The organism is Stenotrophomonas sp. 22385, from assembly GCF_052045085.1.
Lineage (GTDB): Bacteria > Pseudomonadota > Gammaproteobacteria > Xanthomonadales > Xanthomonadaceae > Stenotrophomonas.
In genome coordinates this window covers 1-26,586 of record NZ_JBQEOG010000003.1, presented here as the reverse complement: position 1 = coordinate 26,586, position 26,586 = coordinate 1, and the positions used below count along the sequence as shown (strand labels likewise).

29 protein-coding genes and 2 tRNA genes are annotated in these 26,586 nt (G+C 66.8%); 8 read left to right on the top strand and 23 right to left on the bottom strand.

Annotation, left to right across the window (positions count from 1 at the left end; genetic code table 11):
- From ispD to ACTJI4_RS06745, 7 genes are all read right to left on the bottom strand, one after another.
- A partial coding sequence (gene ispD, locus ACTJI4_RS06775; RefSeq protein WP_440869042.1) for a 2-C-methyl-D-erythritol 4-phosphate cytidylyltransferase occupies nt 1-723 on the bottom strand: 723 nt, incomplete at its 3' end.
- The gene (ftsB, locus tag ACTJI4_RS06770) at nt 720-1,070 is read right to left on the bottom strand and encodes a cell division protein FtsB (protein ID WP_392916424.1); all 351 of its coding nucleotides are present in this window, start codon (nt 1,068-1,070) and stop codon (nt 720-722) included. The genes ftsB and ispD, both read right to left, overlap by 4 nt.
- A gap of 5 nt (nt 1,071-1,075) precedes the next feature.
- A complete protein-coding gene (gene eno, locus ACTJI4_RS06765; RefSeq protein ID WP_440868866.1) occupies nt 1,076-2,365 on the bottom strand; it encodes a phosphopyruvate hydratase in 1,290 nt (429 codons plus the stop codon).
- Between the two features lie 119 nt (nt 2,366-2,484).
- The gene (locus tag ACTJI4_RS06760) at nt 2,485-2,715 is read right to left on the bottom strand and encodes a hypothetical protein (protein WP_440868865.1); all 231 of its coding nucleotides are present in this window, start codon (nt 2,713-2,715) and stop codon (nt 2,485-2,487) included.
- 113 nt (nt 2,716-2,828) lie between these two features.
- Nucleotides 2,829-4,493 carry a CTP synthase gene (locus ACTJI4_RS06755; RefSeq protein ID WP_440868864.1) on the bottom strand — a complete coding sequence of 555 codons (1,665 nt, stop codon included), beginning with the start codon at nt 4,491-4,493 and terminating at the stop codon, nt 2,829-2,831.
- Nucleotides 4,490-4,753, bottom strand: coding sequence for a hypothetical protein (locus ACTJI4_RS06750; RefSeq protein WP_440868863.1), 264 nt, complete (start codon nt 4,751-4,753; stop codon nt 4,490-4,492). Before ACTJI4_RS06750 ends, ACTJI4_RS06755 begins: the two co-directional genes overlap by 4 nt.
- A gap of 109 nt (nt 4,754-4,862) precedes the next feature.
- Complete coding sequence (locus tag ACTJI4_RS06745; RefSeq protein WP_392916411.1) at nt 4,863-5,096, bottom strand: hypothetical protein; 234 nt, start codon at nt 5,094-5,096, stop codon at nt 4,863-4,865.
- A gap of 161 nt (nt 5,097-5,257) precedes the next feature.
- Here ACTJI4_RS06745 and parE point away from each other — a divergent pair, with 161 nt between their 5' ends.
- Nucleotides 5,258-7,147, top strand: a complete 1,890-nt coding sequence (gene parE / locus ACTJI4_RS06740; protein ID WP_392916408.1) for a DNA topoisomerase IV subunit B — start codon at nt 5,258-5,260, stop codon at nt 7,145-7,147.
- A 573-nt stretch (nt 7,148-7,720) separates the two neighbouring features.
- Here the strand turns inward: parE and ACTJI4_RS06735 are convergent.
- A complete protein-coding gene (locus ACTJI4_RS06735) occupies nt 7,721-8,842 on the bottom strand; it encodes an inorganic phosphate transporter (RefSeq protein WP_392916405.1) in 1,122 nt (373 codons plus the stop codon).
- 13 nt (nt 8,843-8,855) lie between these two features.
- On the bottom strand, nt 8,856-9,482 hold the full coding sequence (locus ACTJI4_RS06730) for a DUF47 domain-containing protein (protein WP_392916403.1): 627 nt from the start codon (nt 9,480-9,482) through the stop codon (nt 8,856-8,858).
- 338 nt (nt 9,483-9,820) lie between these two features.
- On the opposite strand from ACTJI4_RS06730, the gene ACTJI4_RS06725 reads away from it, so the two are divergent.
- Nucleotides 9,821-11,077, top strand: a complete 1,257-nt coding sequence (locus ACTJI4_RS06725; RefSeq protein WP_392917578.1) for a hemolysin family protein — start codon at nt 9,821-9,823, stop codon at nt 11,075-11,077.
- The gene (locus tag ACTJI4_RS06720; protein ID WP_440868862.1) at nt 11,061-11,720 is read left to right on the top strand and encodes an exopolysaccharide biosynthesis protein; all 660 of its coding nucleotides are present in this window, start codon (nt 11,061-11,063) and stop codon (nt 11,718-11,720) included. Before ACTJI4_RS06725 ends, ACTJI4_RS06720 begins: the two co-directional genes overlap by 17 nt.
- Before the next feature lie 94 nt (nt 11,721-11,814).
- Here ACTJI4_RS06720 and ACTJI4_RS06715 read toward each other — a convergent pair whose 3' ends face one another.
- From ACTJI4_RS06715 to ACTJI4_RS06700, 4 genes are all read right to left on the bottom strand, one after another.
- Entirely contained in the window at nt 11,815-12,315 is a 501-nt protein-coding gene (locus ACTJI4_RS06715) for a pyridoxamine 5'-phosphate oxidase family protein (protein WP_392916399.1), read from the bottom strand.
- 87 nt (nt 12,316-12,402) lie between these two features.
- A complete protein-coding gene (locus tag ACTJI4_RS06710) occupies nt 12,403-13,392 on the bottom strand; it encodes an LLM class flavin-dependent oxidoreductase (protein WP_440868861.1) in 990 nt (329 codons plus the stop codon).
- A gap of 143 nt (nt 13,393-13,535) precedes the next feature.
- On the bottom strand, nt 13,536-14,282 hold the full coding sequence (locus ACTJI4_RS06705) for a sulfurtransferase (RefSeq protein WP_392916393.1): 747 nt from the start codon (nt 14,280-14,282) through the stop codon (nt 13,536-13,538).
- Between the two features lie 44 nt (nt 14,283-14,326).
- Complete coding sequence (locus tag ACTJI4_RS06700) at nt 14,327-14,692, bottom strand: DUF6164 family protein (protein ID WP_392916390.1); 366 nt, start codon at nt 14,690-14,692, stop codon at nt 14,327-14,329.
- A 63-nt stretch (nt 14,693-14,755) separates the two neighbouring features.
- Here ACTJI4_RS06700 and ACTJI4_RS06695 point away from each other — a divergent pair, with 63 nt between their 5' ends.
- Both ACTJI4_RS06695 and ACTJI4_RS06690 read left to right on the top strand, forming a co-directional pair.
- Nucleotides 14,756-15,196 (top strand): FKBP-type peptidyl-prolyl cis-trans isomerase, encoded by a 441-nt coding sequence (locus ACTJI4_RS06695; RefSeq protein WP_440868860.1) that lies wholly within the window; start codon nt 14,756-14,758, stop codon nt 15,194-15,196.
- Nucleotides 15,197-15,201: 5 nt separating this feature from the next.
- Nucleotides 15,202-16,446, top strand: a complete 1,245-nt coding sequence (locus ACTJI4_RS06690) for a TIGR03862 family flavoprotein (RefSeq protein ID WP_440868859.1) — start codon at nt 15,202-15,204, stop codon at nt 16,444-16,446.
- A gap of 102 nt (nt 16,447-16,548) precedes the next feature.
- Here the strand turns inward: ACTJI4_RS06690 and ACTJI4_RS06685 are convergent, their stop codons facing one another.
- From ACTJI4_RS06685 to ACTJI4_RS06665, 5 genes are all read right to left on the bottom strand, one after another.
- Nucleotides 16,549-18,171, bottom strand: a complete 1,623-nt coding sequence (locus ACTJI4_RS06685) for an FMN-binding glutamate synthase family protein (RefSeq protein ID WP_440868858.1) — start codon at nt 18,169-18,171, stop codon at nt 16,549-16,551.
- 31 nt (nt 18,172-18,202) lie between these two features.
- Entirely contained in the window at nt 18,203-19,477 is a 1,275-nt protein-coding gene (locus ACTJI4_RS06680) for a nucleotide sugar dehydrogenase (RefSeq protein WP_440868857.1), read from the bottom strand.
- Nucleotides 19,478-19,771: 294 nt separating this feature from the next.
- Nucleotides 19,772-20,227, bottom strand: coding sequence for a BLUF domain-containing protein (locus tag ACTJI4_RS06675; RefSeq protein ID WP_392916377.1), 456 nt, complete (start codon nt 20,225-20,227; stop codon nt 19,772-19,774).
- Nucleotides 20,228-20,298: 71 nt separating this feature from the next.
- Nucleotides 20,299-21,303 (bottom strand): TraB/GumN family protein, encoded by a 1,005-nt coding sequence (locus tag ACTJI4_RS06670; RefSeq protein WP_440868856.1) that lies wholly within the window; start codon nt 21,301-21,303, stop codon nt 20,299-20,301.
- A gap of 85 nt (nt 21,304-21,388) precedes the next feature.
- Nucleotides 21,389-22,081, bottom strand: coding sequence for a glutathione S-transferase family protein (locus ACTJI4_RS06665; protein WP_392916371.1), 693 nt, complete (start codon nt 22,079-22,081; stop codon nt 21,389-21,391).
- A 74-nt stretch (nt 22,082-22,155) separates the two neighbouring features.
- Between ACTJI4_RS06665 and ACTJI4_RS06660 the strand changes: the two genes are divergently transcribed.
- A tRNA-Leu gene (locus ACTJI4_RS06660) sits at nt 22,156-22,242 on the top strand.
- 24 nt (nt 22,243-22,266) lie between these two features.
- Here ACTJI4_RS06660 and hemN read toward each other — a convergent pair.
- Complete coding sequence (gene hemN / locus ACTJI4_RS06655; RefSeq protein WP_440868855.1) at nt 22,267-23,676, bottom strand: oxygen-independent coproporphyrinogen III oxidase; 1,410 nt, start codon at nt 23,674-23,676, stop codon at nt 22,267-22,269.
- Nucleotides 23,677-23,720: 44 nt separating this feature from the next.
- Entirely contained in the window at nt 23,721-24,158 is a 438-nt protein-coding gene (locus tag ACTJI4_RS06650) for a group III truncated hemoglobin (protein WP_440868854.1), read from the bottom strand.
- Nucleotides 24,159-24,229: 71 nt separating this feature from the next.
- On the opposite strand from ACTJI4_RS06650, the gene ACTJI4_RS06645 reads away from it, so the two are divergent.
- Nucleotides 24,230-24,523 (top strand): hypothetical protein, encoded by a 294-nt coding sequence (locus ACTJI4_RS06645; RefSeq protein ID WP_392916362.1) that lies wholly within the window; start codon nt 24,230-24,232, stop codon nt 24,521-24,523.
- Nucleotides 24,520-25,560, top strand: a complete 1,041-nt coding sequence (locus ACTJI4_RS06640; protein WP_440868853.1) for a 4Fe-4S dicluster domain-containing protein — start codon at nt 24,520-24,522, stop codon at nt 25,558-25,560. Before ACTJI4_RS06645 ends, ACTJI4_RS06640 begins: the two co-directional genes overlap by 4 nt.
- 21 nt (nt 25,561-25,581) lie before the next feature.
- On the opposite strand, the gene ACTJI4_RS06635 is transcribed toward ACTJI4_RS06640, so the two are convergent.
- The 3 genes from ACTJI4_RS06635 to ACTJI4_RS06625 all read right to left on the bottom strand — a co-directional run bounded on the left by ACTJI4_RS06635 (nt 25,582) and on the right by ACTJI4_RS06625 (nt 26,484).
- Complete coding sequence (locus ACTJI4_RS06635) at nt 25,582-25,818, bottom strand: hypothetical protein (RefSeq protein WP_392916358.1); 237 nt, start codon at nt 25,816-25,818, stop codon at nt 25,582-25,584.
- 263 nt (nt 25,819-26,081) lie between these two features.
- Entirely contained in the window at nt 26,082-26,303 is a 222-nt protein-coding gene (locus tag ACTJI4_RS06630; RefSeq protein WP_440868852.1) for a hypothetical protein, read from the bottom strand.
- A gap of 107 nt (nt 26,304-26,410) precedes the next feature.
- A tRNA-Cys gene (locus ACTJI4_RS06625) sits at nt 26,411-26,484 on the bottom strand.
- Nucleotides 26,485-26,586: the final 102 nt, after the last annotated feature.

Sequence of the window (26,586 nt, the reverse complement as noted above, 5' to 3'; positions counted from 1 at the left end):
TCTTGGTGTCCGCCCCCCCTCCCCTAACCCCCCCCCCCGCGACAGCTCGAATTCGAATCGGGACAGATCAGCCGGGGTGGTGACCTTGAAGTTGTCCTCGTTGCCCTCGACCAGCAACGGACGTAGACCCTGCCGCTCCATCGCCATGGCGTCGTCGGTGACCTCGATACCGGCCGCAGCGGCCTCCTGCAGCGCGCGCGCCAGCTGATGGCGGCGGAACAGCTGCGGGGTCAGCGCACGCCACAGGCGCGCGCGCGGTTCGGTGCCGTCGATGCCGCCGTCGTCGCCGGCCCGTTTGAGCGTGTCGCGCACCGGCGCGGCCAGGATGGCCCCGACCGGATCGGTACGCCCCACTTCCAGCAGGCGGCCGAGGTCGGCTGCAGCCAGGTTGGGCCGCGCGGCATCGTGCACCAGCACGAAATCGTCGGCACGCACGCTGTCGGGCAGCGCATGCAGGCCAGCCAGCACCGAGGCGGCGCGGGTGGCCCCGCCGGTACAGGTGAGGATCGGTTTGCCGGCCAGCGACTGCCAGCCCGGCCAGTCGACATCGTTCTCGGCGATGGCCACCATCACCCCAGCCACGACCGGGTGCGAGAGCAGTGCTTCCAGGGTGTGCGCCAGCAGCACCCGGTCACCCGCGAGCAGGTACTGCTTGGGCGTGTCGCTGCCGAAGCGGGTGCCACGGCCGGCGGCCGGAACCACGGCCCAGACGGTACCCATCAGGGTACCTCCTGGTGCGGCGCGTCCGGGTCGGCGGCCAGCGCTGGCGCGCGCGGCGCTGCCACCGGAGCGTTCTCGACGACGCGATAGAACTTCTCGCCCGGCTTGATCATGCCCAGCTCGCTGCGCGCGCGCTCCTCGATGGCGGCCTCGCCTTCCTTGAGGTCCTTGACCTCGGCAGCCAGCGCATCGTTGCGCTGCTGGAGGCCGGCATTGTCGCGCTTCTGGGATTCGACCTGGGCTTCGAGCGTCATCACCTCTCCCGAATTGCCCGGGCCGAACCAGAAGCGGTACTGCAGCCATGCCAGCAGTACCGCGAGCACCAGCAGCAGCCAGCGCCAGTTGCGCATGCGGATCAGCGCTTCAACGACACGAACGCGTCACGGCCGGCGTAACGCGCGCCGGCACCAAGGGCTTCCTCGATGCGCAGCAGCTGGTTGTACTTGGCGACACGGTCGCTGCGGCACAGCGAGCCGGTCTTGATCTGGGTGGCGGTGGTGGCCACGGCGATGTCGGCGATGGTGGTGTCTTCGGTTTCACCCGAACGGTGCGAGACCACGGCCGCGTAATTGGCGTGGTGCGCCATGGCGATCGCTTCGAGGGTCTCGGTCAGCGTGCCGATCTGGTTGACCTTGATCAGGATCGCATTGGCGGTGCCGGACTCGATGCCTTCCTTGAAGATCTTCGGGTTGGTCACGAACAGGTCGTCGCCGACCAGCTGCACTTTCTTGCCGATGCGGTCGGTAAGCAGCTTCCAGCCCGACCAGTCGTTCTCGGCCAGGCCGTCTTCAATGGTGATGATCGGGTACTGGGCGGCCCAGTCGGCCAGGAAATCGACGAACTGTTCGGAGGTCAGGCGCTTGTTTTCGCCCACCAGGTTGTACTTGCCATTTTCGTAGAACTCGCTGGAGGCCACGTCCAGGCCCAGCAGCACGTCTTCACCGGCGGTGTAGCCGGCCTTGCCGATGGCTTCGAGGATGGTGTCGAGCGCTTCGACGTTGCTGCGGAAGTCCGGGGCGAACCCGCCTTCGTCGCCCACGGCCGTACTCAGCCCATGGCCCTTGAGCACCGACTTGAGCGAATGGAAGATTTCGGTACCTGCGCGCAGGGCTTCGGAGAACGAGGTGAAGCCGACTGGCAGCACCATGAATTCCTGGAAGTCGACGTTGTTGTCGGCATGCGCGCCGCCGTTGATGATGTTCATCATCGGCACCGGCAGGCTCACGTCGGTGCTGCCCTTGGACAGGTACTGCCACAGCGCCTGCTTGTTCGCGGCGGCGGCGGCATGGGCATTGGCCATGGACACGGCCAGCAGTGCGTTGGCACCCAGGCGGCCCTTGTTTTCGGTGCCATCCAGGTCGATCAGGCGGCGGTCGAGGCCCTCCTGGTCGGCCGCATCGAACCCCTTCAGCGCGGTGGCGATGGTGGTGTTGACGTTGTTGACGGCGTTGCGCACGCCCTTGCCGAGGTAACGGGTCTTGTCGCCATCGCGCAGCTCGACCGCTTCCTTGGTGCCGGTGGAGGCACCCGACGGCACGGCGGCACGGCCGAACGAACCGTCCTCCAGGGTGACTTCTGCTTCCAGCGTGGGGTTGCCACGGCTGTCGAGGATTTCACGGGCGTGGATGCTGCGGATCGTGGTCATAGCGGGCCGGTTACCAGTCAGAAAGGGGGAACGCCAAAAAAAGGTGCGTCGAAAGGTGCCGCGTGATTATCCCCACCTGCCCCCCGCTTGCCAAATCCGCGCGCAGAGGGCATTCGCGACTACAGCTGCGACGGCAGCAGCAGCACCATCAACAGCAGGCCCAGCAGGCCCAACGCGGCGCCGGCCGGCTGGCGGCGCAGGCGCAGGGCCAGCACGCTGGACACCACGGTGCCCAGCGCGCAGGTCGCGCCCAGCGCCAGGGCGAGGTTGATGGGCGTGGCGACAGCTTGGATGGCATGGCTGCCATCACCGGGCGAACCCACTGCGGAAAACACCAGCACCATGAGCACGAACGCGCAGCCCCAGCTGGCGAGCGACAGGGCCAGGGCTGCCCAGCCCCAAGGCCAGGCCCGCCAGTGACGGCGCTGGCGGCGCGCCTGCTGCGCCGCCCACGGATCCTGACTCAGGCGCGCGCTTCCTGCAGCAGTGCGCCGCCCGCCTTGCGCTCACGCGCGGCGCGGATGAAGCCGATGAACAGCGGGTGGCCATCGCGCGGGGTGGACAGGAACTCCGGGTGCGCCTGGCACGCCAGGAACCACGGGTGGTGGTCGCGCGACAGTTCGATCACTTCCACCAGGGTGTCGTCCATCGACTTGCCGGCGATGACAAGGCCGGCATCTTCCAGCTGCGTGCGGTAGCGGTTGTTGAACTCGTAGCGGTGGCGATGGCGTTCGGACACGACGTCCTTGCCATAGAGCTCGCGCGCCAGCGTACCCGGCTTCAGGCGCTGCTCCTGCAGACCCAGGCGCATGGTGCCGCCCAGGTCGCTTTTGTCGTCGCGCTTTTCGACATCGCCGGTGGCGGTACGCCATTCGGTGATCAGGCCGATCACCGGGTTCGGCGACTGGCGGTCGTTCTCGGTGCTGTTGGCTCCCTCCAGACCGACCACGTTGCGGGCGAAGTCCACAACGGCGGCCTGCATGCCGTAGCAGATGCCGAAGTACGGCAGCTGATGTTCACGGGCGAACTGCGAGGTGAGCACCTTGCCCTCGAAGCCGCGGTCGCCGAAGCCGCCCGGCACCAGGATGCCATCGACGTCCTTGAGCGCGCCCATGTCGGTGCCTTCCAGGTCCTGCGCTTCCAGCCACTTGAGGTTGACCTTGGTGCGCTGGCGCAGGCCGCCGTGCTTGAGCGCTTCGCCCACGGACTTGTAGGCGTCCTGGTGGTCGACATACTTGCCCACCACGGCGATGGTGACCTCGTCCAGCGGGTGCAGGGTGGCATCCACCGCCGCTTCCCACTCGTGCAGGTCGGCCGGGCCTGCCTTGTCGCCCAGCTTGAGCTGGTTGATCACGATTTCATCCAGGCCCTGCTCGTGCAGGCCCATCGGGATGCGGTAGAGCACATCGACATCCGGCACGCTGATCACGGCGCGCTCGGAGACGTTGGTGAACTGGGCGATCTTGCGGCGCTCGGACTCGGGCACCGGCTGCTCTGAACGGCACAGAAGCACGTCGGGCTGGATGCCGATCGAGCGCAGTTCCTTGACCGAGTGCTGGGTTGGTTTGGTTTTGAGTTCACCGGCGGCGGCGATGTACGGCACCAGGGTGAGGTGCATGAACAGCGCCTTCTCCGGTCCCCGCTCGGTGCGCACCTGGCGGATGGCTTCCAGGAACGGCAGCGATTCGATGTCGCCCACGGTGCCGCCGATTTCCACCAGCGCCACGTCGAAGCCCTCGGTGGCTTCATCCATGCAGCGGCGGATCTCGTCGGTGATGTGCGGGATGACCTGCACGGTGGCGCCCAGATAATCGCCGCGGCGCTCCTTGCGGATGACGTTTTCGTAGATGCGGCCGGTGGTGACCGAGTTCTTGCGGCTCAGTCGGGTGCGCACGAAGCGCTCGTAGTGCCCGAGATCCAGGTCGGTTTCGGCGCCGTCGTCGGTGACATACACCTCACCGTGCTGGAACGGGCTCATGGTGCCCGGGTCGACGTTGATGTACGGATCGAGCTTCATCATCGTGACCTTCAGGCCACGGGCCTCGAGGATGGAGGCAAGCGAGGCGGCGGCAATGCCTTTGCCGAGCGAGGAAACCACGCCGCCGGTTACGAAGATCAAGGGAGTCATGGCTGGGGGTGTCCTGTCAGGAAGGGGGAAACGGCGCCGGCGCGCGGGGCGGCGGACGACTTGAAGGGGAAATCGGGGGAGGTCCGGGCGGCGGCGGCGGGGTGTTCACGCGCCAGGGCCGGGATCTGGGGAGCGATGACGTGGCTGCCGGTCGGCGAGGTCGGGGCGGCCGTGCCGGTCGCCGATGGGACCGTCACCTCCTGCCTGACCTGCTGGCGGCCGCGCACGACCAGACCAGTCCATTCGCTGATGGATGACACGTACTGCTCCCGGAAAGCCATAGTTTACAGATTGAGCGCGTCCAGCCCAAGGGGGCAAGAACGAAGACGCCCCGGCAAGCCGGGGCGTCGGGGAGGCCGGAAGGCGTGTTCAGCGCTTCTTCTTGGCCTCTTCTTCCTCTTCCTTCTGCGGCGCCTGCTGGCCATTGGCCTTCATTTCGGCGGTGGCAGCGGCGCGGCGCTTGGCCTTGGCGTCGGCTTCGGCCTGCGCCTTGGCCTCGGCCTGCTGCGCGGTGGACTGGCCCTGTCCGGCGTTCTGCGCCATTGCCAGCGGCACGGCCACGACGGCGGCGGCAATGGCAACGATGGTCAGCAACTTCTTCATGGGGGTCTCCTCGCATAGGGCTGGGGATGGGGCCGGGGCTCCGGTTTTTCCCATCCAGGACAGTCTACCGCGGGGTGGTCGGCCGCCCCCTGAACGTGCGGCGTGCAAAAAAACCGGCCAGACCGCAAACTTCGCCGTCGCTTTGCGCTTTATGAAGACAGATGAACACCCGCTATAACGCCGCCGATATTGAAGTCCTGTCCGGCCTGGACCCGGTCAAGCGCCGCCCGGGCATGTATACCGACACCGCGCGTCCGAACCACCTGGCGCAGGAAGTGATCGACAACGCCGTTGACGAAGCGCTGGCCGGGCACGCCCGGACGGTCGAGGTCACCCTGTACAAGGACGGCAGCTGCGAGGTCACCGATGACGGCCGCGGCATGCCGGTGGACATCCACCCGGAAGAGAAGGTCCCGGGCGTCGAGCTGATCCTCACCCGGCTGCATGCGGGCGGCAAGTTCAACAACAAGAACTACACCTTCTCCGGCGGCCTGCACGGCGTGGGCGTGAGCGTGGTCAATGCGCTGTCGACGCTGGTGGAAGTGCACATCCGTCGCGACGGCAGCGAGCACCGCATCACCTTCCGCAATGGCGACCGCGCAACGCCGCTGGAAGTGGTCGGCAGCGTGGGCAGGAAGAACACCGGTACGCGGGTGCGCTTCTGGGCCGACCCGAAGTACTTCGATACGCCCAAGTACAACCTGCGTGCGCTGCGCCACCTGCTGCGCGCCAAGGCGGTGCTGTGCCCCGGCCTGACGGTCAAGCTGCGCGACGAGGCCACCGACGAGCAGGACACCTGGTACTACGAGGATGGCCTGAGCGATTACCTGAAGGCCGAGCTGGGCGAGCGCGAAATGCTGCCGGCCGAGCTGTTCGTGGGCCAGCTGAAGAAGGATACCGAGGTGGTGGACTGGGCGGTGGCGTGGCTGCCGGAGGGCGAGCTGGTCCAGGAAAGCTACGTCAACCTGATTCCGACCGCGCAGCACGGCACCCATGCCAACGGCCTGCGCACCGGCCTGACCGAGGCGCTGCGCGAGTTCTGCGATTTCCGCAACCTGCTGCCGCGCGGGGTGAAGCTGGCCCCGGAAGACGTGTGGGACCGCGTGTCGTTCGTGCTGTCGCTGAAGATGACGGACCCGCAGTTCAGCGGACAGACCAAGGAACGGCTGTCGTCGCGCCAGGCCGCCGGCTTCGTCGAAGGCGCGGCGCACGACGCCTTCAGCCTGCTCCTGAACCAGAACGTGGCGCTGGGCGAGCAGATCGCGCAGCTGGCGATCGAACGTGCCAGTGCGCGTCTGAAGACCGAAAAGCTGGTGGTGCGCAAGAAGGTCACCCAGGGCCCTGCCCTGCCGGGCAAGCTGGCCGACTGCATCAGCCAGGACCTGTCGCGGACGGAGCTGTTCCTGGTCGAGGGCGATTCGGCGGGCGGCAGTGCCAAGCAGGCGCGCGACAAGGACTTCCAGGCGATCATGCCGCTGCGCGGCAAGATCCTGAACACCTGGGAGGTCTCATCGGGCAGCGTGCTGGCGTCGGAGGAGGTGCACAACCTGGCAATCGCGATCGGCTGCGACCCGGGCAAGGACGACATCAGCGGGCTGCGTTACGGCAAGGTGGTGATCCTGGCCGACGCCGACTCCGACGGCCTGCATATCGCGACACTGCTGACGGCGCTGTTCCTGAAGCACTTCCCCGCGCTGGTGGATGCGGGCCACGTGTTCGTGGCAATGCCACCTCTGTTCCGCGTCGACGTGGGCAAGCAGGTGTTCTACGCGCTGGACGAGGAAGAGAAGCGTTCGCTGCTGGACAAGATCGAGCGCGAGAAGATCAAGGGCCAGGTCAACGTGACCCGCTTCAAGGGCCTGGGCGAAATGAACCCGCACCAGTTGCGCGAGTCGACCATCCACCCCGACACGCGCCGCCTGGTGCAGCTGACGGTGGACGACGGCGAGCAGACCAGCGCGCTGATGGACATGCTGCTGGCCAAGAAGCGCGCGGGCGACCGCAAGCAGTGGCTGGAGAACAAGGGCGACCTGGCTTCGCTTGAGGTCTGATTGCTGATGAAAAATCCCGCTTCGGCGGGATTTTTTTTGGCTGCCCGGCTGCGTGGCCTGCAAACGTCGGGGTTGCAGACACTCCCGTAGTGCCGGGCCCTGCCCGGCAGCTTCATGCATCTGGGCGAACAGCCTTTGGGCCGCGCATGGCCTGAGCTGGGCCGGCGGGTGCGGGGGTCCGGGGGGCGCCGTGAACCCATCCTTGGGGGCTCTTACCAAACATCCATGTTTGGTAAAGCCCCCGTACCCCGCCCCCGCCGACCCCCGACAGTGTGTCGGTGGCCATGGGAAGATCAACGGCGGTGCTGATCATTTTCATGCGTTACCGGCCGCGGTGGCGTTCCGTGCCATCGTTGGGAAACCGACGCTACCGGTCGGAGGTTCATTCGACGTACCCGCCGCGTAGGGACACGCCATGCGTGTCTGATTTTCGTATCCGCACGCGACCATCTGTCGGGGGCGGCCCGTCGGCCGCCCCAGCCGGGAAGAATGAAAACGCTGCTCTAAGAGACCAACCAGCAGATACAAAAAACCCGGCCGAAGCCGGGCTTTTCGCTTTTCAAACCAACACCATCAGGCCCAGCCGAACAGCTCGAACAGCTTCAGGATCAGGTAGGCGCAGCCGCCGGCGGCCGGGATGGTGAGGATCCAGGCCCAGACGATGCGCTCGATCACGCCGAAGCGCAGCGAACGCGGGTTCTTGGCGTAGCCCACGCCCATGATCGCGGTCGAGATGCTGTGGGTGGTCGACACCGGCATGCCGAAGTGCGCGGCCAGGGTCAGGATCGTGGCCGAGCTGGTTTCGGCGGCGAAGCCGTGGATCGGGTGCAGCTTGACCATCTTGTGGCCCAGCGTCTTGATGATCTTCCAGCCGCCCGAGGCGGTTCCGGCCGCCATCACCACCGCGCAGGTCAGCACGATCCACATGGCGATGCCGTCACCGGCGTGGGCGTCCGGGTGCATGAACGCCAGCCAGGACGGCAGGTCGTTCAGTGCGCCGGTCGCCTCGGCGCCGATCAGGGTCATGGCGATGATGCCCATGGTCTTCTGCGCATCGTTGTGGCCGTGGGCAAAGCCCATGTAGGCCGCCGAGACGATCTGCGCCTTGCCGAAGAACGCGTTGACGATGCGCGGGCGGGCCAGGCGACCGAGCCAGCCGCCCACCTTGGCCATGCCTGCGATGATCGCCCACAGCAGCAGCATCACCACGATACCGAGCAGGAAGCCTGCAATCGGCGAGGTGATCATCGGCAGGAACACCTTCCACAGCAGGCCCTTGTTCTGCGCCCAGGTGCCGATGCGTTCGGACCAGATCAGCGCGTCCCAATTGTTGTGGGCCGCGGCCAGACCGGCACCGCAGAGGCCGCCGATCAACGCGTGGGAGGACGACGACGGCAGGCCCTTCCACCAGGTGATCAGGTTCCAGATGATGCCGCCCAGCAGCGCGCACAGAATCACCTGCGGGGTCACGTCGACCACGCCGGTGTTGAGCAGGCCCGAAGCGATGGTCAGCGCCACGGCAGTGCCGGTCAGGGCACCGATGAGGTTCATGAAAGCGGCGAGCATCACCGCCCAGCCGGGCGAGAGCACTTTGGTCGCCACCACGGTGGCGATGGAGTTGGCGGTGTCGTGGAAGCCGTTGATGAACTCGAAGACGAGCGCGGCCAGGATCACCACCAGAACGAGGGTCAGCATGCTGTGGCGTCCGTCAGCTGTTCTTCAGCACGATCTGGTACGCCACCACGCCGGCCTCGCGGCAACGGTCGATGGCCTTTTCCAGGATCTCGAAGAACTCCTTGAGCAGGAACATCTGCAGGTTGTCCAGGCGGCCGGAGTAGATGTCGCGATACAGCTCGAGCATCAGGCGGTCGGCTTCATTCTCCAGCGCGCGCAGCTTCTCGTTGAGCGCGGTCATCCGGTCCAGGTTCATGTTGCGCAGGTCGTGCACCATCTCCACCACCACGCTGGCAGCCTGCTCGAGCATCGCCGCGCGCGGCGCGAAGTCGATGTGCTCCAGGTGCTTGGTGGCAAGCGAGTAGCGGTCGGCGAACTTCTCGACCTGCTTGGGAATCTTGTACAGCGCCGAGCCCAGCGCTTCGATGTCTTCGCGCTCGATCGGGGTCATGAAGCTGTCCACCAGCGCCTGGCTGATCTTGTCAGAGGCGGCGCGTTCGCGCAGGCGGGCCAGCTTGAAAGCGTCCAGCGCCGGCTGCCGGTCGGCGTCGCGCAGCATCGAATGCAGCGCCTTGGCGCTGTCGTGGGCCGCTTGCGCAGCCTCGTCCAGCAGGGTGTAGAACTGTTTGCCGGAGCCGAAAATGGTCTGCAGAGAGAACATTGAGAAACCTATCCGCCGTCGAGGAAGGACGGCACCGGGCGGAATTATGACGGTTTGATGTCCGATCCGGGTACTCCCGTCATCTTCACACCGCCACCGGCCCACCTGAACGACCCTGTTTGCACCCCTCCCCCCGGCTTTTGTTAAGATGCGCGGGCACCTTCGGGTGCACTCTATGGACGACGACCCTTATCCCCCGCCGCGCCCGCCAGGTTTGACCTGGCCCGGTAGCCGCCGCCGCTTGAACACGCCCTCCCTGCCACCAACCGGGGACGACGCCCGTGTTTGAACTGATCCTGCTTGTGTTTGCCCTGATCCTGCTCAACGGGTTCTTCGCCATGTCCGAAATGTCGGTCATGACCTCGCGCAAGAGCCGCTTGAAGCAGATGGCCGGCAATTCCAAGCGCGCCGCCAAGGCCCTGGAACTGGCCGAGAAACCGGAGAGCTTCCTCTCCACCGTCCAGATCGGCATCACCGTGATCGGCGTGTTGACCGGCCTGCTCGGCGGCGACGCCATCGGCGAGGCCATCGCCACATGGATCAAGGGCCTGATGCCTGGCTTCGGCCACGCCGAACTGGTCGGCAAGGGTCTGGCCGTTACCCTGATCACGTTCGTGACCCTGATCTTCGGCGAGCTGGTGCCCAAGCGCCTGGCCCTGACGCGCTCCGAGGACATCGCAGGCCTGGTTGCCCTGCCCATGAGCGGGCTGGCCAAGCTGGCCTTTCCGTTCGTCTGGCTGCTGTCCAAGACCACCCGGCTGGTCCTGCGCCTGCTGGGTCTGGGCAACGACGAGGCTGCCACGGTGACCGAAGAAGAGATCCGCATGCTGGTGGCCGAAAGCCACGAGGCCGGCGTGATCGATGCGCACGAGCGCGACATGATGAACCGGGTGATGCGCCTGGGCGACCGCACTGCCGACAGCCTGATGACCCCGCGCAACCGGATCGCATGGCTGGACACCCAGGCCGACCCCGAAAAGAACCTGGCGACCATGCGCGAGCACGAGTTCTCGCGCTACCCGGTGTTCCGCGGCAATGACCAGGACATCGTCGGCGTGCTCGAGGTCAAGAGCCTCGTAACCCGCCTGGTGCGCGATGAGCACTCGCTGTTCCAGCAGCTGCGCGAACCGCTCTATGTGTCCGAGTCCACCCACGCGATGAAGCTGCTGGAGATTTTCCGCGAGGAACAGCAGTCAGTGGCGCTGGTGGTGGACGAGTACGGCGAGATCCAGGGCCTGGTGACCATCAGCGACCTGATGGGCGCGGTGGTCGGCCGCATGCAGTCGGTGGAGAACGTCGACGAGGACGCGCTGGTGGTGACCCGCGAGGACGGCTCCTTGCTGGTGGACGGGTCACTGTCGATCGAAGACCTGCGCGAGTTGATGGGCAATGCAGAACTGCCCGATGCCGAGGATGGCGACTACTACACGCTGGCCGGCATGTGCATCCATTACTTCGGCCGCATTCCGCATGCCGGGGAGTACTTCGACTGGGCTGGCTGGCGGATCGAGATCGTCGACCTGGATGGCGCGCGCGTGGACAAACTGCTGCTGCGCACGCTGGCCGAAGAGGAGACCGATGAACTCACCGGCTGATCTGCCCCCGGCGCCGGACCAGCGCCGGCCTGAGTACCAGAACGAAGGCATCCGCACGCTGCTGGCGATGTTCGACCATGGCGATCCCGACGAACGGCTGCGGCTGGGGCAGATCCTGCAGGGGCTGCAGCAGAGCGCGTTCGGGGTGTTCCTGTTCATCGCGATCCTGCCTTCGTTCATTCCGGTCCCCGGGCTTGGAGGCGCCGTCAGTGGCCCGCTCGTAGTGCTGATCGGCGTGCAGATGCTCTTCGGGCTGCGGCGACCCTGGCTGCCGGGGTTCATCGCCAACCGCGGACCGCGGCGCGGCACCATGCATAAATTCCTGAGCAGGATCGATGGGGCGCTGCGGCGCCTGGATCGCATGCTGAAGCCGCGCCGCCCGGTGCTGCTGGTGCCACTGCCTGCGCACGCGTTCAGCGGCCTGCTGCTGGTGCTGACCGGCGTGCTGCTCTCGCTGCCGATCCCGTTCACCAACTATCTGTTCGGATTCCAGCTGCTGCTGTTTTCGCTGGCATTGCTGGAGCGCGATGGCACCCTGATGCTGGTCAACTGGATCGGCGCGATTGCCGCGGTGCTGTTCTTCAGCTTCAGCTCGGGGCAGTTGGTGCACTACCTGACCGAGCTGTTCCAGCGCTGGTTTTAAAGCGTCCCGACCAACGATCGGGACCTACCGGGTGCTGTTGGCGTCATGCAAACAGCAAACCGTGGGTAGCGCCCGACCGTTGGTCGGGCGATCTTCAACGCAGGTCCACGACCCCGTTCTCGGACAACGCACCGGGATCATCGCTCACTGCAGACAACACGAAACTCAGCGCCTTGCCCAGCAACGTGCCGGGGCCGTCCCAGTACTCCGCCGATTCTGCGCGCACGTGAATCAGGCGCAGGTTGGGATCATCCTTGCCGCCCGGGAAGAACAGCTTCATCGGGGGCGACCACAGTTCCTCGACTTTGGCACGATCATCCACGAGGCGCGCGATGCCGGCTACCGAAACATAGGTGTTCTTCGACTGCGAGGCGTAGGCCACGTTGACGCGCGGGTTGAGCGCGATCTCGGCCACCTTCGGACTGTCGGCGGCGGTAGCGAACCACAGGTCGCCATCGAACTCGACTTCCTGTGTACCCAGCGGGCGGCTGTAGAGGCGCCCGTCCACGCCGGTGGTGGTGAACATGGCGATGTCCACGCCGCGGATAAGTTCGGCCAGCTGTTCGATGTGCTGCTGGCGATCATGGTCGGCCATCGGGTGACTCCTGCAATAAGGAGCTCCATCACACCGGATCGAGGGCAATGGCGACGTGAACCGGGTGGTCACGGCGCCTTCGCAGGATCAGCGCGTCGCGGATTTCCGCGCTTGCATTGCCAGCCCGAATGAACGCTTTCGGGCGCCGTGATCGTAGATGTTGGCAGTGATCAGCAGTTCGTCCGGCTTGTGGCGCGCAGCGAACGCAGCCATGCCTTCGCTGACCTGGCGCTGGTCGCCGACCACCGCGCAGGCCAACGCGTTCTGCACACCGATCTTTTCGTGCGGTTGCCAGAACGTTTCGATGTCGTCGATCGGCGGCGGAATCAGACCCGGCAAGCCGCGGCGCAGGTTGACGAAGCTCTGCTGCTGGGTGGTAAACAGCCGCTTGGCTTCCGCTTCCGATTCAGCGGCCACCACATTCAGACCGAGAACGGCGTACGGCGCGGCCAGGTGCTTCGAAGCGCGGAACTCGCGGCGATACACGGCAAGCGCTTCGTCCATCGCATCGGGCGCGAAGTGCGAGGCGAAGGCGAACGGCAGCCCCATCGCCGCGGCCAGGCGCGCGCTGAACAGGCTGGAGCCCAGCAGCCACACCGGCACCGGGATGCCCGCCCCGGGCACCGCCCGCACCGCCTGGCCCGGCTGCGCAGGCTCGAAGTAATGCAGCAGCTCCCGCACGTCCTGCGGGAACTGGTCGGCGCTGTCGAAGTAGCGGCGCAGCGCACGGGCGGTGGGCTGGTCGGTACCTGGCGCGCGGCCCAGGCCCAGGTCGATGCGATCAGGGTACAGCGAGGCAAGGGTGCCGAACTGTTCGGCCACCTGCAGCGGGGAGTGGTTGGGCAGCATGATGCCGCCGGCGCCGACCCGGATGCGCTGGGTACCGCCGGCCACGTGACCGATCAGCACAGCGGTGGCTGCACTGGCGATGCCCGGCATGTTGTGGTGCTCGGCCAGCCAATAGCGGTGGAAGCCCCAGCCTTCGGCGTGCTGGGCCAGGTCCAGCATGTTGGCGAAGGCCTGGGTGGTGTCACTGCCCTCGCAGACCGGGGCCAGATCAAGAATCGACAGTTGCATGGGGCGTTCCATCAAAGGTTATGTTCCTTTTGATGGGGGCACCGGCCCAAGGACACCATGGCCGCTGGCGGAATGCTGATTCCTGCGGGGTTGCCAGGGCGGCCGGCCGTAGGCCGGCCCGCGCCATCCGCATCCGCCTGCATTCAATCGGCCGTCTGGTCTACCAGGGGCTTCAGCTCTGCATCCAGCGCCACGCGCTCATCGAAGACGAAACAGCGGCCGTCGTAGCCTTCGCCGCCCACGGCCTCGAAATAGCCAAGGATGCCGCCGTCCAACTGCAGCACGTTGTCCATGCCGTCGTTGCGCATCCACAGCGCGGCCTTCTCGCAGCGGATGCCGCCGGTGCAGAAGCTGACCACCGTACTGTCGCGCAGCGCCTCGCGATGCGGTGCCAGTGCCTCGGGCAGGTCGGTGAACTTGGTGATCGGCAACACCAGGGCGTCCTTGAAGGTACCGAACTCGATCTCCTGGGTATTGCGGGTATCGAGCATCACCACCGGCTTGCCGGCGTCGTCATGGCCCTGGCGCAGCCACCGCTGCACCGTGGCCGGATCGACCGAGGGCGCGCGTGGGTACGCAAGGGGCTGGCCATCGTCAATCCGGAAGCTGATGATTTCCGGCTTGACCTTGGCCTTGAGCCGGGCGAACGGCTGCATCTGGCTGTAGCTGGTCTTGACCCGCAGCCCGTCGAAACGCGGATCGGCCCGCAGCGCGGCATAGAAGCCGTCGATGCCGGCTTCAGGTCCGGCGAGGAACAGGTTGATGCCCTCGCCCGCCACCAGCACCGTGCCGCGTAGCGCGGCGGCCTCGGCACGCGCCAGCAACGTGGCGCACAGCGCGTCCGGGTCTGCGATCGGGGTGAAGTGGTAAGCGGCGGTATTGGCGATCATCCGGCCATTTTACCCGGGCCCGCCCTACCCGCCCAAGCGGGCGTTCAGCCGCGCAGCAGCACGAATGGCAGCAGCACCAGCGCCGCGGCGACCAGCATGCCGGCCAGCACCGCCACCACGAACAGCGGGCGGCGCCGCAGCAGCGTAGCGAAGGTTTCGGCGCTGCCGTCGGCCAGCGCAGCCTGGCGTTCGGCGCGGACCCGCTCGCCGCGCGCCTGCTGGTACCCGGCCATCAGGGCCTTGGCCCGGGGCTGGTCGGCATCGTCGCGGATCCAGATGCCGCCGAAGGAGATTCCCCAGGGGCTGGGTTCGGTGCGGTAGTGGGCGATGCCCGCCCGGTCCAGCAGGGCGATCACGTCCTCGATTTCATCGTCCGCGACATTGCGCAGGTTGAGCAGCAGTTTCGACATGCGCCCATGATAGCGCCCGGCGATGCGCTACCCTTGCGTCCCATTTTCCATCCGGTGCCGCCCATGCGTGCTCTGCCGAAGTTCCTGCTCGTTCCCGCGCTGCTGTCTCTGCTGGCCGCCTGCACCCCGCCCGGTCCGCCGCCGGGGGGCAGCATCGCCGCGTTCGAGAAGATCGACACCCAGCCCGGCACCGGGGCGGAGGCCACCCCGGGCAGCACCATCGTGGTCCACTACACCGGCTGGGTTTACGACGAGAAAGCCGCCGACAAGCATGGCGAACAGTTCGACAGCTCGGTCGACCGCGGCGAGCCGTTCAGCTTCGGGCTGGGCCAGGGCCAGGTGATCAAGGGCTGGGACGAGGGGTTTGCCGGCATGAAGGTGGGCGGCAAGCGCACGCTGATGATTCCCGCAGACTACGGCTATGGTGCCTCGGGCGCCGGCCCGATCCCGCCGAACGCCTCGCTGGTGTTCGATGTCGAGCTGCTCGACGTCAAGCCGCTCTGAACCGCATGGGCACCCCAGTACGCCCTGCGCGACGCGTCGCGATCATCGGTGGCGGCCCGGCCGGGCTGATGGCCGCCGAGACAGTGCGCGCCGCAGGCCACGCCGTGGACCTGTACGAAGCCAAGGGCTCGCCCGGGCGCAAGTTCCTGATCGCCGGCAAGGGCGGCTTGAACCTGACCCATTCCGATCCGCCGGACGTGTTCGTGTCGCGCTACCGCGAGCGGGCGACCGCCGTTGGCGCGTGGCTGGCCGATTTCGACGGCCCCGCGCTGCGTGAGTGGGCGGCAGGCTTCGGCGTGGAGACCTACGTCGGCACCTCCGGGCGGGTGTTCCCGGTTGACCGCAAGGCCGCCCCGCTGCTGCGCGGCTGGGTGCGCCGGCTCAAGGAACAGGGCGTGCGCTTCCACGTACAGCACCGCTGGACCGGCTGGCAGGACGACGGCGCGCTGCGCTTGGAGACGCCCGATGGCGTCGTCACGGCGCCGGCCGATGCGGTGGTGCTGGCAATGGGCGGCGGCAGCTGGCCTGAACTTGGGTCGGACGGCGCGTGGGTGGGGCCGCTGGCCGCGCGCGGCATCGACATCGCGCCGCTCAAGCCGGCCAACTGCGGCTTCGACATCGACTGGACGCCATACTTCCGTGACCGCCAGGCCGGCGCGCCGTTGAAGCCGGTGGTCGCGCACTGGGTCGGACTCGATGGGATGGAGCACGCACAGCAGGGTGAGTGCGTGATCACGTCCAATGGCATTGAAGGCAGCCTCATCTACGCGCTCGCCGCGGACCTGCGCGACACCCTGGCGCGCGATGGCCAGGTGCAGCTGCAGCTGGACCTGTTGCCCGGGCAGACCGAGGCGCAGCTGCTGGACAAGCTGCACAAGCCACGCCAGGGCCGCAGCTTCGGCGAACACCTGCGCCGCCAGCTCGGCCTGGGCGGGGTGAAATCGGCGCTGCTCTTTGAAGTGCTGGGAAAAGACGCCGGCCAGCTGCCGGCCGGGACAGTGGCCGCCGCGCTGAAACGGTTGACGCTGTCGCCGCTGCGGCCACGGCCGATCGACGAAGTGATCAGCACCGCTGGCGGCGTGCGGCTGGAAGCGTTGGATGCGACGCTGATGCTGCGCGACGTTCCCGGCACATTCTGCGCCGGTGAGATGCTGGATTGGGAAGCGCCGACCGGCGGGTATCTGTTGACCGCGTGCTTCGCCAGCGGATTGCGGGCCGGGCGCGGTGTCGTCGACTACCTCGCTCGGTGAAGCCGCGTACCGGCCAACGGTCGGTACCTGCCGCGTACTGATGGTCATGCTGCACGGCCGGTAGCGCACGACCGTTGGCCGTGCGCCGAACAGCGCATCGCGTCAACGCGATTTGCTGTTGCGCAACGCCTGGATGCGCGCGGGCGGCTGGAACGAGTCGCTGCGTGCATCCGCCCAGAAGTCGTGGAACACCGCGTGGTCGGGCACCCGGCGCAGCAGTTCGCCCGGCGTGAGGTAGCGGTAGAGTGAAGCCAGCGAGCGGATTTCCACCGGCGACACGCGGCGTACGATGTGTTCGGGCCCCAGCTCGGCCGGATGCTGCAGACCGGCCGCGCACAGCAGGTCACGCAGCGCACGCAGGGTGTTCTCGTGGTAGTTGTGCACCCGGGTGGCTTTGTCAGCCGGATCCAGGTGACGCCAGCGGTTCGGGTTCTGGGTGGCGATCCCGGTTGGGCAGCGGTCGCTGTGGCAGCTCAGCGACTGGATGCAACCCAGCGCGAACATGAAGCCCCGCCCGGCGTTGCACCAGTCCGCACCCAGCGCGATGGTGCGCGCGATCTCGAAGGCACTGCTGATCTTGCCCGCCGCGCCGACACGGATGCGATCGCGCAGGTCGAGGCCAACCAGCGTGTTGTGGACCAGCAGGAGTGCCTCATGCATCGGCACGCCGACATGGTCGATGAACTCGGCCGGTGCAGCACCGGTGCCGCCTTCAGCGCCATCGACCACGATGAAATCGGGCAGCAGCCCTGTTTCCTGCATCGCCTTGGCGATGCCAAACCATTCCCACGGGTGGCCGATGGCCAGCTTGAAGCCCACCGGCTTGCCGCCGGAAAGCTCGCGCAGGCGCGCCACGAACCGCAGCAGCTCCACCGGCGTGTTGAACGCCGAATGTTTCGACGGCGACACGCAGTCCACGCCCATGGGCACACCGCGCGTGGCCGAAATTTCGGCGCTGACCTTGGCGGCCGGCAACACGCCGCCGTGGCCGGGCTTGGCGCCCTGCGACAGCTTGACCTCGATCATCTTCACCTGGTCGGTAGTGGCGTTGGCGACGAAACGTTCCTCGCTGAAACCGCCGTGCTCGTCGCGGCAGCCGAAATAGCCGGAGCCGATTTCCCAGACCAGGTCGCCGCCCATCTCGCGGTGGTAAGGCGAAATCGAACCTTCGCCGGTGTCGTGGTAGAAACCGCCACGGCGCGCGCCTTCGTTGAGCGCGCGGATGGCATTGGCCGACAGCGAGCCGAAACTCATGGCGGAGATGTTGAACACGCTGGCCGAATACGGCTTGGCGCAGTTGGGCCCGATCAGCACGCGGAAATCGTGGTCGGCCACGGCGGTCGGCGCGAGCGAATGGTTGATCCATTCGTAGTCCACCGCGTAGGTACTGCGCAGGGTGCCGAACGGCACCACGTCCATTTCATCCTTGGAGCGCTGGTAGATCAACGCGCGTTGCTGGCGCGAGAACGGCACGTCCTCGAGATCGCTCTGCACGAAGTACTGGCGGATTTCCGGGCCGATCGATTCCAGCCCGTAGCGGAAATGCGCCAGCACCGGGTAGTTGCGGCGGAGCGTGCTGCGCTTCTGCAGCAGGTCCCAGGTGCCCAGGATGATCATCGCTGCACTGATCCCCACGCCCCAGTACCAGGCAGCCCAGTACCCGGCCAGGTACAGCGAGACCGGGAACAACAGGATGGCGAGCACGTAGACCAGATAACGATGCATGGCTTTCCTCGATCAACAACCGGAGTCGAGTCTACAGCCGGTCGTCGACAACGTCCCGTGGCCAGACCGACTTCACGTCGTAGACGACCCCATCGGGCACCAGCAGCGCACGGATCTGCGCCGCATCGAATGCACGGAAGCGGTCATGCGCCACCGCCAGCACCACCGCGTCGTAGCCCTGCGGATCGGGACGGTCCACCCACTGCACGCCTCTGCCTTCCAGCGTGGCCGGACCGACCCACGGGTCCTGCACATGCACCCGCGCACCGCTGGCCTGCAGGGACTGGGCCAGCTCCAGTGCACGGCTGTTGCGCAGGTCGGGGCAGTTTTCCTTGAAGGTCACCCCAAGCACCAGCACGCGTGCGTCGCGTGGCGCCTTGCTGCGGCCGGCCAGCAGCGCCAGCACGCGTTGCGCCACATGCGCCCCGACGCGGTTGTTGACCTGCCGCGCAGTGTGGATCAGGTCCGGGTGGTAGCCGACGCTTTCGGATTTGTGCAGCAGGTAATAGGGATCCACGCCGATGCAGTGACCGCCTACCAGACCGGGACGGAACGGCAGGAAGTTCCACTTGCTGCCCGCGGCATCCAGCACATCCTGGGTATCGATGCCGAGCCGGTCAAAGATCAGCGCCAGCTCATTGACCAGCGCGATGTTGACGTCACGCTGGATGTTCTCGATCACCTTGGCTGCTTCGGCCACGCGGATGGACGGTGCCGGCCAGGTGCCGGCGGTGATGATGCGCGCGTACAGCGCATCGACCCGCGCGGCGATCTCCGGAGTGGAACCGGAGGTGATCTTGCGGATGTCGGGCAGGCGCCGCTGCCGGTCGCCCGGGTTGATCCGTTCCGGGCTGTAGCCGCAGTGGAAGTCGTGGTTGAAGCGCAGCCCGGAGCCGGCTTCCAGCAATGGCACGCAGACTTCTTCGGTAGTGCCGGGGTAGACGGTGGATTCGTAGATCACCAGGTCGCCCGGCTTCAGCACGCTGCCGATGAGGATGCTGGCATCCCGCAGCGGGCCGAGGTCCGGCTGTTCGTGCGCGTCGATCGGGGTGGGCACGGTCACAATGTAGACAGTGCACGCGGCAAGGTCGGCCGGATCGACGCTGTAGCGGGCGTGCACCGCCGCCGCTAGCTCCTCCGATGACATTTCCAGCGTGTGGTCGCGGCCCTGCTGCAGTTCAGCCACGCGCGCACGATCGATGTCGTAGCCAAGCGTGGGTTGGTGCGCGCCGAACGCGACCGTCAACGGAAGCCCGACATAGCCCAGCCCGACCACGCCGATGCGCGCCTGTTCGACGCCGTCCACCGCCGTCATCCGGCCAGACTCGCAGGCGCGCACAGGCGCGACAACAGGAACTTGCAGGGACGATCGATCATGCGGGCACCACCAGGAAACAAGTGCGACAAGCCTAACGCGGCAGGCGCTGCGCCACAAAGAACAAAGCCGCCGCCCGCGGAGAGTACGGACGACGGCCAACAAGTGGTCCAGCTGCGGTTACTTCCCTTTCAGACAACCCCGGGGGCATGCCCCGGACCGGTCACAGCTGGTGGGCACATGGTAAGCACCACCCCGTGATCCTGGTGTTACGAACCAGGGCGCTCAGGACCCGAGCGTCAGCGCCGCCGGTTCGAGCTCGCCGGACACGCCGGTCCACACTTCGAGCAGGCGTGCAAAACCGATCCGGCGCTGGCCGTCCATCGGTGCCGCAGCCGCAAACCCGTTCCACTCCACGTCCACGATGGCGTCCATCACCTCCGCCTCGATCCGGGCCGAAGCAATCGTCCAGCGCGGAAAGTGACGGGTGGCGACGTCGCCGCGGGCCAGTTCGCGCATCCTCTGGTGGCTGCGCGCGTTGATCACGCGCTGCTCGACCGGGGCCACGCCATCGTCTGGACCTTCGAGGTACTGCAGAAAGCGCCGGCCGTCGAACATCAACACGCCGGTGACACCGGCCACCCGGTTGAAGCTGGACGCTTCAACGAGGATGCGGTCGATGTCGGCGCCCTCGATCCCCTCCACTGCTTCGCTCACATAGGCGAACGCCCGCAACGCCATATGCACCCCCCGGTGAATTCCACTTGACTATGCCATGAAGGCTGCAGGGTGGATAGACGATGGCGCGCGGCTCAGGGCGATTCGACGCGGTAGCCCGCCTGGCGGAGGCGCTCGAGGTACCCACCGGGTTCGACCAGGGCATCAACCGGCACGGTGGCGAAAGTCAGCGGGTGCCTGGCCAGCGACTCCCGTGCTGCCGCCATCCACTTCCCGGCAGAGCGGGCGTCCAGGTCGGCCATCCCACGCCGCCTGCCCAGCCCGCTGCTGGCGATGGCACCCACGCAGGCGTCGTACTGGCTCTTCAAGGCCAGCTGCTGCAGGGCGTGGATATCGCCCACCGCCCACGCATTGGCGCGCTCGACCAGCAGGGGCAGCTGCCGTTCGACAACGTCCAGGGTGCGCCGCAGGCACTCCACGTCCTGCAGCGGGCTTGCCCGTACCTCCTTCAACGCGGCGCGCGGGTCATCCACCTTGATCACCACCCGGGTCACCACCGGGGTCAGACCGCGCGCCTTGTAGGCCCTTTCCAGCAGCTTGTTGACGCTGGAGCGCGGCGTCAGCCCGACGTCGTCAAGGGCGGCCACGTACAAGCGGGTGGCGGCCACCAGCGGGCGATCCTTCTCTACCCCCTTGCCGCGTCCCAGGTAGCGCGCCTTGAGCGGCTGCCAGCGGGCGTACAGCGCTGGTGGCAGTATCTCCTGCAGCTGTCGCCCCTGCGGGTCGTGCTGTGCCTTCATGGCCGACGGCAGCAGAGTGAGGCGGCTGAAAAAGCCGACATCGGCATCCAGCGTCCAGCCCGGCGGTCCCAGCACCGCATCGGCGCTGGCAATGACCGCCCTGACCTCGTCGGCACGCCAGTCCAGCCGGGCCGGCAGCGGGGATACCGTGCCCAGGATCCAGAGCACGTTGCCCTGGGCACTGGTGACCCGCCACATGCCCGGGCCCGGCTGCACCCCGGACACCACTACCGGCGCCAGGTCGACCACCTGGGGAGCAGCCTGCTGCGCACCGGCCCCGGGCACACCCGTACAGGCCAGCCACACCAGCATCGCGCCTGCTGCTGCCCTCTTCGCCATGCCTGTCCACCCTCCGCTGCGCCTGCCACGCAGCGTACGGCGCGCAGCGCTGCGGCGTAAACCGTCCGTCAGATGGCGGCGCCGGTCAGCCCGGGTCCGGCGCCTGCCGGTACGGTTCTTCAAACGGCCGGAAATCGCGTTCGTCTAGCGCCGCCGCGATCCACGCCTGCACGCCGGGCAACGCCCGCACCTGCTGCATGTAGGTGGCCACGCGTGGCGTCACCGGCACGGCATAGGTGTGCAGCCGCATCACCACCGGTGCGAAGAATGCATCGGCGATGCTGAAGCGGTTGAACAGCAGGGGTCCGGCGTGGCGCGCAAGAAGTCGTTCCCACAGCGCCAGGAGGCGCTGCAGGTCGGCGACCACGTCCGGCTGTTGGCGCAGCACGCGCGCACCGACCTCTGGAAGGTGCGCTTCGATATTCATCGGAAAGTGCGAACGCAGCGCGCCAAAGCCACTGTGCATCGAGGCGGTGGCACTGCGGGCCAGAGCGCGCTCGCCACGTTCCTGCGGCCACAGCGCCCGCTCCGGAAAGCGCTCGGCCAGGTACTCGGCGATGGCCAGTGAATCCCACACGACCAGATCGCCATCGATCAGCACGGGCACGGTGCCCGACGGCGACAACGCCTCGGCGCTGCGCTTGAACTGCGAGTCGGGTTCGAAGCTGTCAAAGCGGAGCACGACCTCGTCGAAGGGAATGCCGGCCTGGGTCATCAGTACCCACGGCCGCATTGACCACGAAGAGTAGTTCTTGTTGCCGATGTGCAGTTCAAGCATATGCAGAATGGCCGGGGCAGTAAGACGTGATGCTAGCGCCCTGTTGGATTCCGCTACAATCCCTCCGCAGCGCCGCCCGGATGGCGAAACTGGTAGACGCATCGGACTTAAAATCCGCCGGGGGCAACCCCATGCCGGTTCGATTCCGGCTCCGGGCACCACATCCATCGCGCGACGCGGATGCGTCAGATCGCCCGCGAGTAGCGCACCGATTGTTCAGGCGGGGCCAGGTAACGGTCGAAGCACATCGCCAGCAGGCGCAGCAGTGGACGCCCACGCGCGGTGGCCCGCACCACGCCGTCGCGGTATTCGGCCAAGCCATCGACCTCCAGCGCCTTCAGTGCCGTGAGCGCATTGGCAAAGTGCTGGTCGAAGTCGACATCATGGCGCGCCCCCAGCGCGCGGCCATCCACTTCGCCCTGGCACATCAGCTGGTTGATCAGCTCGGCACGCAGCCTGTCGTCCGCATCCAGAGTCAGTCCCCGCCAAACCGGCAGGCGCCCGGCATCCACGGCAGCTTCCCAGCCCGGCAGGTCGCGCGGGTTCTGGCTGTAGCTGTTGCCGATGCGGCTGATCGCGCTGGCACCCAGTCCGACCAGGTCGGTCTGCGCGTGGGTCGTGTAGCCCATGAAGTTGCGGTGCAACTGGCCGGCACGTTGGGCGCGCGCGAGATTCTCTTCCGGCAGCGCGAAGTGGTCCATGCCGATGTACTGGTAACCGGCCAGCGACAACCGGCGTACCGCCAGGCCCAGCAACGCCAGCTTCTGTTCGGGACCCGGCAGCGCCTGATCCGGGATCTGCCGCTGCGCCCTGAACAGGTTCGGCAAGTGCGCATATCCATAGATCGCCATGCGATCAGGGCGCTCGCGCAGCACCGTTTCCAGCGTGCGCGCAAAGCCCTCCTGGGTCTGGTGCGGCAGGCCGTAGATCAGGTCGACGTTGACCGAACCCAGGCCATGCTCGCGGCAGGCACGCATGACGTCCAAGGTGGCCTCCACACCCTGCTCGCGGTTGATCGCACGCTGCACCAGCGGATCGAAGTCCTGGATGCCCAGGCTCGCCCGGTTGAACCCCAGCCCGCCCAGCATCGCAATGTCGTCGCGGTTGACGAAGCGCGGGTCCAGCTCGATCGAGAAATCGCGGGCGGCCGAAGGGCTGAATGAAAAGCGCCGGCGCAGGCCATCGACCAGCTCGCGCATCTGGGTGGCAGCCAGGAAGTTCGGGGTGCCACCGCCAAGGTGAAGCTGGACGACCTCACGCGAGGGGTCGAACAACGGGGCAATCAGGTCGGCTTCGCTGAGCACGCGTGCGACGTACGCCACGCCCTTTCCATGGTCGCGGGTGATCACCCGGTTGCAGCCGCAGTAGAAACACGGGCTGCTGCAATACGGCACATGCACGTACAACGACAACGGCAGCGCCTGCGTGTTGCTGGCCGTGATCGCGGCACGCAGGTCGTGCTCGCCGAAGCCGTCGTGGAAATGCGGCGCGGTGGGGTAGGAGGTGTAGCGCGGTCCCGGCCGGTCGTGGCGGCGCAGCAGGTCCGGATCGAAGTGCCAGGCAAGCCCGGCTGCGGCAGGCGAAAGGGTATCCATGGCGCCAGCGTGCGCCCCGACGCGCGGTCCTGCATTGAGCCAGATCAATCCGGGCGCAGTCTTCCGGCGATCGGCAGCTCGGGCCAGCGCTGCATCTGGATGCGCCGCCAGAAGGTATCGGCGATACGGGTGGCCACGTCGTCGGCCAGCTGCTGCATGGGCCGGTTGCCCAAGCCGGCGGTGGTTTGCCGGAACAGCAGCAGCCAGCGGTCGAACAGCGCACGCTCCAGTTCGGGCATGGCCATGTGCCTGGACATCGGGTTGCCGTTGAAACGGCGGGTGCCGCGCAGCATGGCCGACCAGAAATCCACCAACTGCGCCTGATGCGCGTCCCAGTCGTGGATGCGCGCGTCGAACACCGGACCCAGACAATCGTCCTGGCGTACCCGGGCGTAGAAATCGCGCACCAGGCGGATGACGTCCTGCTCGCTGCACAGCGCCAGGGAAGCGGCAGGCAGCGTGGGGGCGAGGGGTTGGGACATGCGGCAATGATCCTACGTCGCCTTGATCAGGATCAATGTGGCGCGCTGTCGCAGGGCCTACCGTGCGGTCCATGGACCCGCTGAACGCCCCGCCTGGCAACCGCCGCCGCCCGCTGATCCAGCAGTGGGGGGCCGTCCTGTGGCCCAGCTTTGTCGCCGCTGGGCTGGCCTGCGCGGTGTTTTTCGCCTTCGTCGACCCGTTGCGCCTTCGCGACATCACCTTTCCGGACCAGTCGCTCCGTCGCGAACTGGGCTATACGCTCGGATTTTTCATGTTCTGGTCGGTGACCGCTACCGCCAGCGCGGTCACCGGCTACCTGCTGCGGCCACGGCCGCGCGATGACGATGAGCTGCCGTTGGGATGACGCAGGTTGCGCCCCCTGCCCTGCGTTGGCGCGCCGTGGTCCCGGCGTCGCTGCTGGTGCTGTTCTATGCCCTGCCCTGGATGCGCTGGGACGGCCGCCAGGCGCTGCTGTTCGACCTGCCGGCGCGTCGCTTCGACCTGTTCGGGCTGACCCTGTGGCCGCAGGACGTGGGCGTGCTGTTCGGGGCGGTTGCCGTACTGACGTGCACGCTGGTGCTGCTGACCACGCTGGCCGGGCGCGTCTGGTGCGGCTACGCCTGCCCGCAGACGTTGTGGAGCGGCCTGTTCCGCTGGATTGAGCGCAGCGCCGCGCGAAGACTGCGCCCACCGGCCCTGGCCAGCCTGGTCAAACACCTGGCCTGGGCCGGCATCGCGCTGTGGACCGGTATTACCTTCGTTGGCCTGTTCAGCCCGATCCAGCCGCTGGTGGCCGGCGTCTGGACGGCCCGCTGGAGTGGCTGGGAAACATTCTGGGTGTTGTTCTACGCCACCGCCGCCTGGGCCAATGCGGGCTTTCTGCGCGAGCAGGTCTGCATCGACCTGTGCCCGTATGCGCGGGTGGCCCCGCTGCTGTGCGATGCCGACACCCCGCAGATCTGCTATGACGCCTGCCGGGCCGAACCGCGCGGTCACCGCGAGCGCGGGCAGGGCTCTGTACGCCAACGCGGTCGTGGCCTGCTCGATCCCAACAGCGCCAGCGACTACGCCTTTCGTGCGGCGCATCCGGCGCTGGCCGGGCCGCCGCCGCGCTTTGCCGCCGATCGACTCGGCGATTGCCTGGACTGCGGTGCCTGCGTGCAGGCGTGCCCCATGCAGCTGGACGTGCGCGCTGGGCCACAGCCGGACTGCATCGCCTGTGGCGCGTGCGTGGATGCCTGCGATGCGCAGATGCGTGCGTGGCAGTTCCCCACCGGACTGGTAAAGCTGGCCAGTGAAAATGCGGTAAAGGGCAGACCACGACGCTGGCTTCGGCCGCGCGCGCTGGCGGCGCTGCTCAGCCTGATCGCGCTGCTCGGTATCGGGCTGCACTCCCTGTAATGCGCCGCCCGGCGGCTGGCCTCAACGCGCACGGCTGTCGGGCGGTGGCACCATCTGCGCACGCCGGACAATGCCCAGCTGCTCGATGATCAGGGCCAGTTCGTTGGTCACCTCGGTGCGGCCGAGGCCCTGCGGCACCAGTCGCTCAAGCACCCGCTGGTAGGTCGTCCAGAACTCCGGCCCACACCCGTGCTTGCTGTAACTGGCTTCCAGCTCGTTGCGGACATCATCAGCCAAGTCATTCGCGCCGTATCGCATACGACCTCCCTTGGACCTGCCCTGCATCAAAGACGAGCACTTCCCCCTGTCAGGCCTGCGCCTGCCGCCCCGCCGCGGGGCAGCGGCGAGACTTCACCCACGTTTCACTCCACCCTTGCATGCCCTTCGCACCAAGTCAACCAATAGTGAACAGGCGCTGAAAGATTTTCCTGAAGGATTCAGGCAATATCCTGCCCTCGCCAACAAGATTGCCATGTGGTCGTTGACACCTTCATGTCGGGCCGCGCGACCCGCTCAGGCAGTCAGCCCGCCATCCGCCAGATGCCATAGCCGCTGAGGGCAAGGCCAGCGGCCAATACCAGCCATGCCTCCCCGTTGAAGCGCTTGAACACTTTGGCAAGGCCGAACGAGAGCGCGATGGCCGCTACCCCGAATCCCAGTACGACCATCCCACTGACGTTGCTGGGCGAGTCCCAGAATGAACCGGGCGCACCAACGGCTGCAAACCACAACGCGATATCCATTCGACTTCCTCGACACGAAACGGAACTGCACAGTAGGTGTGCGCTCGTCCGGGCAAGGTGAAGGGCAGAAACGAAAAACCCCGCCGCAGCGGGGTTCTTCGAACAACTGGAGGCCTGGGTCGGAATTGAACCGGCGTACGCGGATTTGCAGTCCGCTGCATGACCACTCTGCCACCAGGCCGGTGACCTTATAAAACAAGACCCCGAGAACGGGGCCTGGTCAGGATTTGGAGCGGGAAACGAGACTCGAACTCGCGACCTCAACCTTGGCAAGGTTGCGCTC

Coding starts and splice junctions, on each gene's coding strand:
- ACTJI4_RS06730 (WP_392916403.1), bottom strand. CDS start 9,482: ATGTTCTCTCTGCAGACCATTTTCGGCTCCGGCAAACAGTTCTACACC.
- ACTJI4_RS06725 (WP_392917578.1), top strand. CDS start 9,821: ATGTCCGAAATGTCGGTCATGACCTCGCGCAAGAGCCGCTTGAAGCAG.
- ACTJI4_RS06755 (WP_440868864.1), bottom strand. CDS start 4,493: ATGACTCCCTTGATCTTCGTAACCGGCGGCGTGGTTTCCTCGCTCGGC.
- ACTJI4_RS06675 (WP_392916377.1), bottom strand. CDS start 20,227: ATGGCGTTGCGGGCGTTCGCCTATGTGAGCGAAGCAGTGGAGGGGATC.
- ACTJI4_RS06705 (WP_392916393.1), bottom strand. CDS start 14,282: ATGATCGCCAATACCGCCGCTTACCACTTCACCCCGATCGCAGACCCG.
- ACTJI4_RS06745 (WP_392916411.1), bottom strand. CDS start 5,096: ATGAAGAAGTTGCTGACCATCGTTGCCATTGCCGCCGCCGTCGTGGCC.
- ACTJI4_RS06670 (WP_440868856.1), bottom strand. CDS start 21,303: ATGGCGAAGAGGGCAGCAGCAGGCGCGATGCTGGTGTGGCTGGCCTGT.
- eno (WP_440868866.1), bottom strand. CDS start 2,365: ATGACCACGATCCGCAGCATCCACGCCCGTGAAATCCTCGACAGCCGT.
- ACTJI4_RS06735 (WP_392916405.1), bottom strand. CDS start 8,842: ATGCTGACCCTCGTTCTGGTGGTGATCCTGGCCGCGCTCGTCTTCGAG.
- ACTJI4_RS06640 (WP_440868853.1), top strand. CDS start 24,520: ATGACGCAGGTTGCGCCCCCTGCCCTGCGTTGGCGCGCCGTGGTCCCG.
- ACTJI4_RS06710 (WP_440868861.1), bottom strand. CDS start 13,392: ATGCAACTGTCGATTCTTGATCTGGCCCCGGTCTGCGAGGGCAGTGAC.
- hemN (WP_440868855.1), bottom strand. CDS start 23,676: ATGGATACCCTTTCGCCTGCCGCAGCCGGGCTTGCCTGGCACTTCGAT.
- ACTJI4_RS06695 (WP_440868860.1), top strand. CDS start 14,756: ATGCGTGCTCTGCCGAAGTTCCTGCTCGTTCCCGCGCTGCTGTCTCTG.
- ACTJI4_RS06690 (WP_440868859.1), top strand. CDS start 15,202: ATGGGCACCCCAGTACGCCCTGCGCGACGCGTCGCGATCATCGGTGGC.
- parE (WP_392916408.1), top strand. CDS start 5,258: ATGAACACCCGCTATAACGCCGCCGATATTGAAGTCCTGTCCGGCCTG.
- ACTJI4_RS06700 (WP_392916390.1), bottom strand. CDS start 14,692: ATGTCGAAACTGCTGCTCAACCTGCGCAATGTCGCGGACGATGAAATC.
- ACTJI4_RS06645 (WP_392916362.1), top strand. CDS start 24,230: ATGGACCCGCTGAACGCCCCGCCTGGCAACCGCCGCCGCCCGCTGATC.
- ACTJI4_RS06715 (WP_392916399.1), bottom strand. CDS start 12,315: ATGGCCGACCATGATCGCCAGCAGCACATCGAACAGCTGGCCGAACTT.
- ACTJI4_RS06650 (WP_440868854.1), bottom strand. CDS start 24,158: ATGTCCCAACCCCTCGCCCCCACGCTGCCTGCCGCTTCCCTGGCGCTG.
- ftsB (WP_392916424.1), bottom strand. CDS start 1,070: ATGCGCAACTGGCGCTGGCTGCTGCTGGTGCTCGCGGTACTGCTGGCA.
- ACTJI4_RS06630 (WP_440868852.1), bottom strand. CDS start 26,303: ATGGATATCGCGTTGTGGTTTGCAGCCGTTGGTGCGCCCGGTTCATTC.
- ACTJI4_RS06685 (WP_440868858.1), bottom strand. CDS start 18,171: ATGCATCGTTATCTGGTCTACGTGCTCGCCATCCTGTTGTTCCCGGTC.
- ACTJI4_RS06720 (WP_440868862.1), top strand. CDS start 11,061: ATGAACTCACCGGCTGATCTGCCCCCGGCGCCGGACCAGCGCCGGCCT.
- ACTJI4_RS06635 (WP_392916358.1), bottom strand. CDS start 25,818: ATGCGATACGGCGCGAATGACTTGGCTGATGATGTCCGCAACGAGCTG.
- ACTJI4_RS06665 (WP_392916371.1), bottom strand. CDS start 22,081: ATGCTTGAACTGCACATCGGCAACAAGAACTACTCTTCGTGGTCAATG.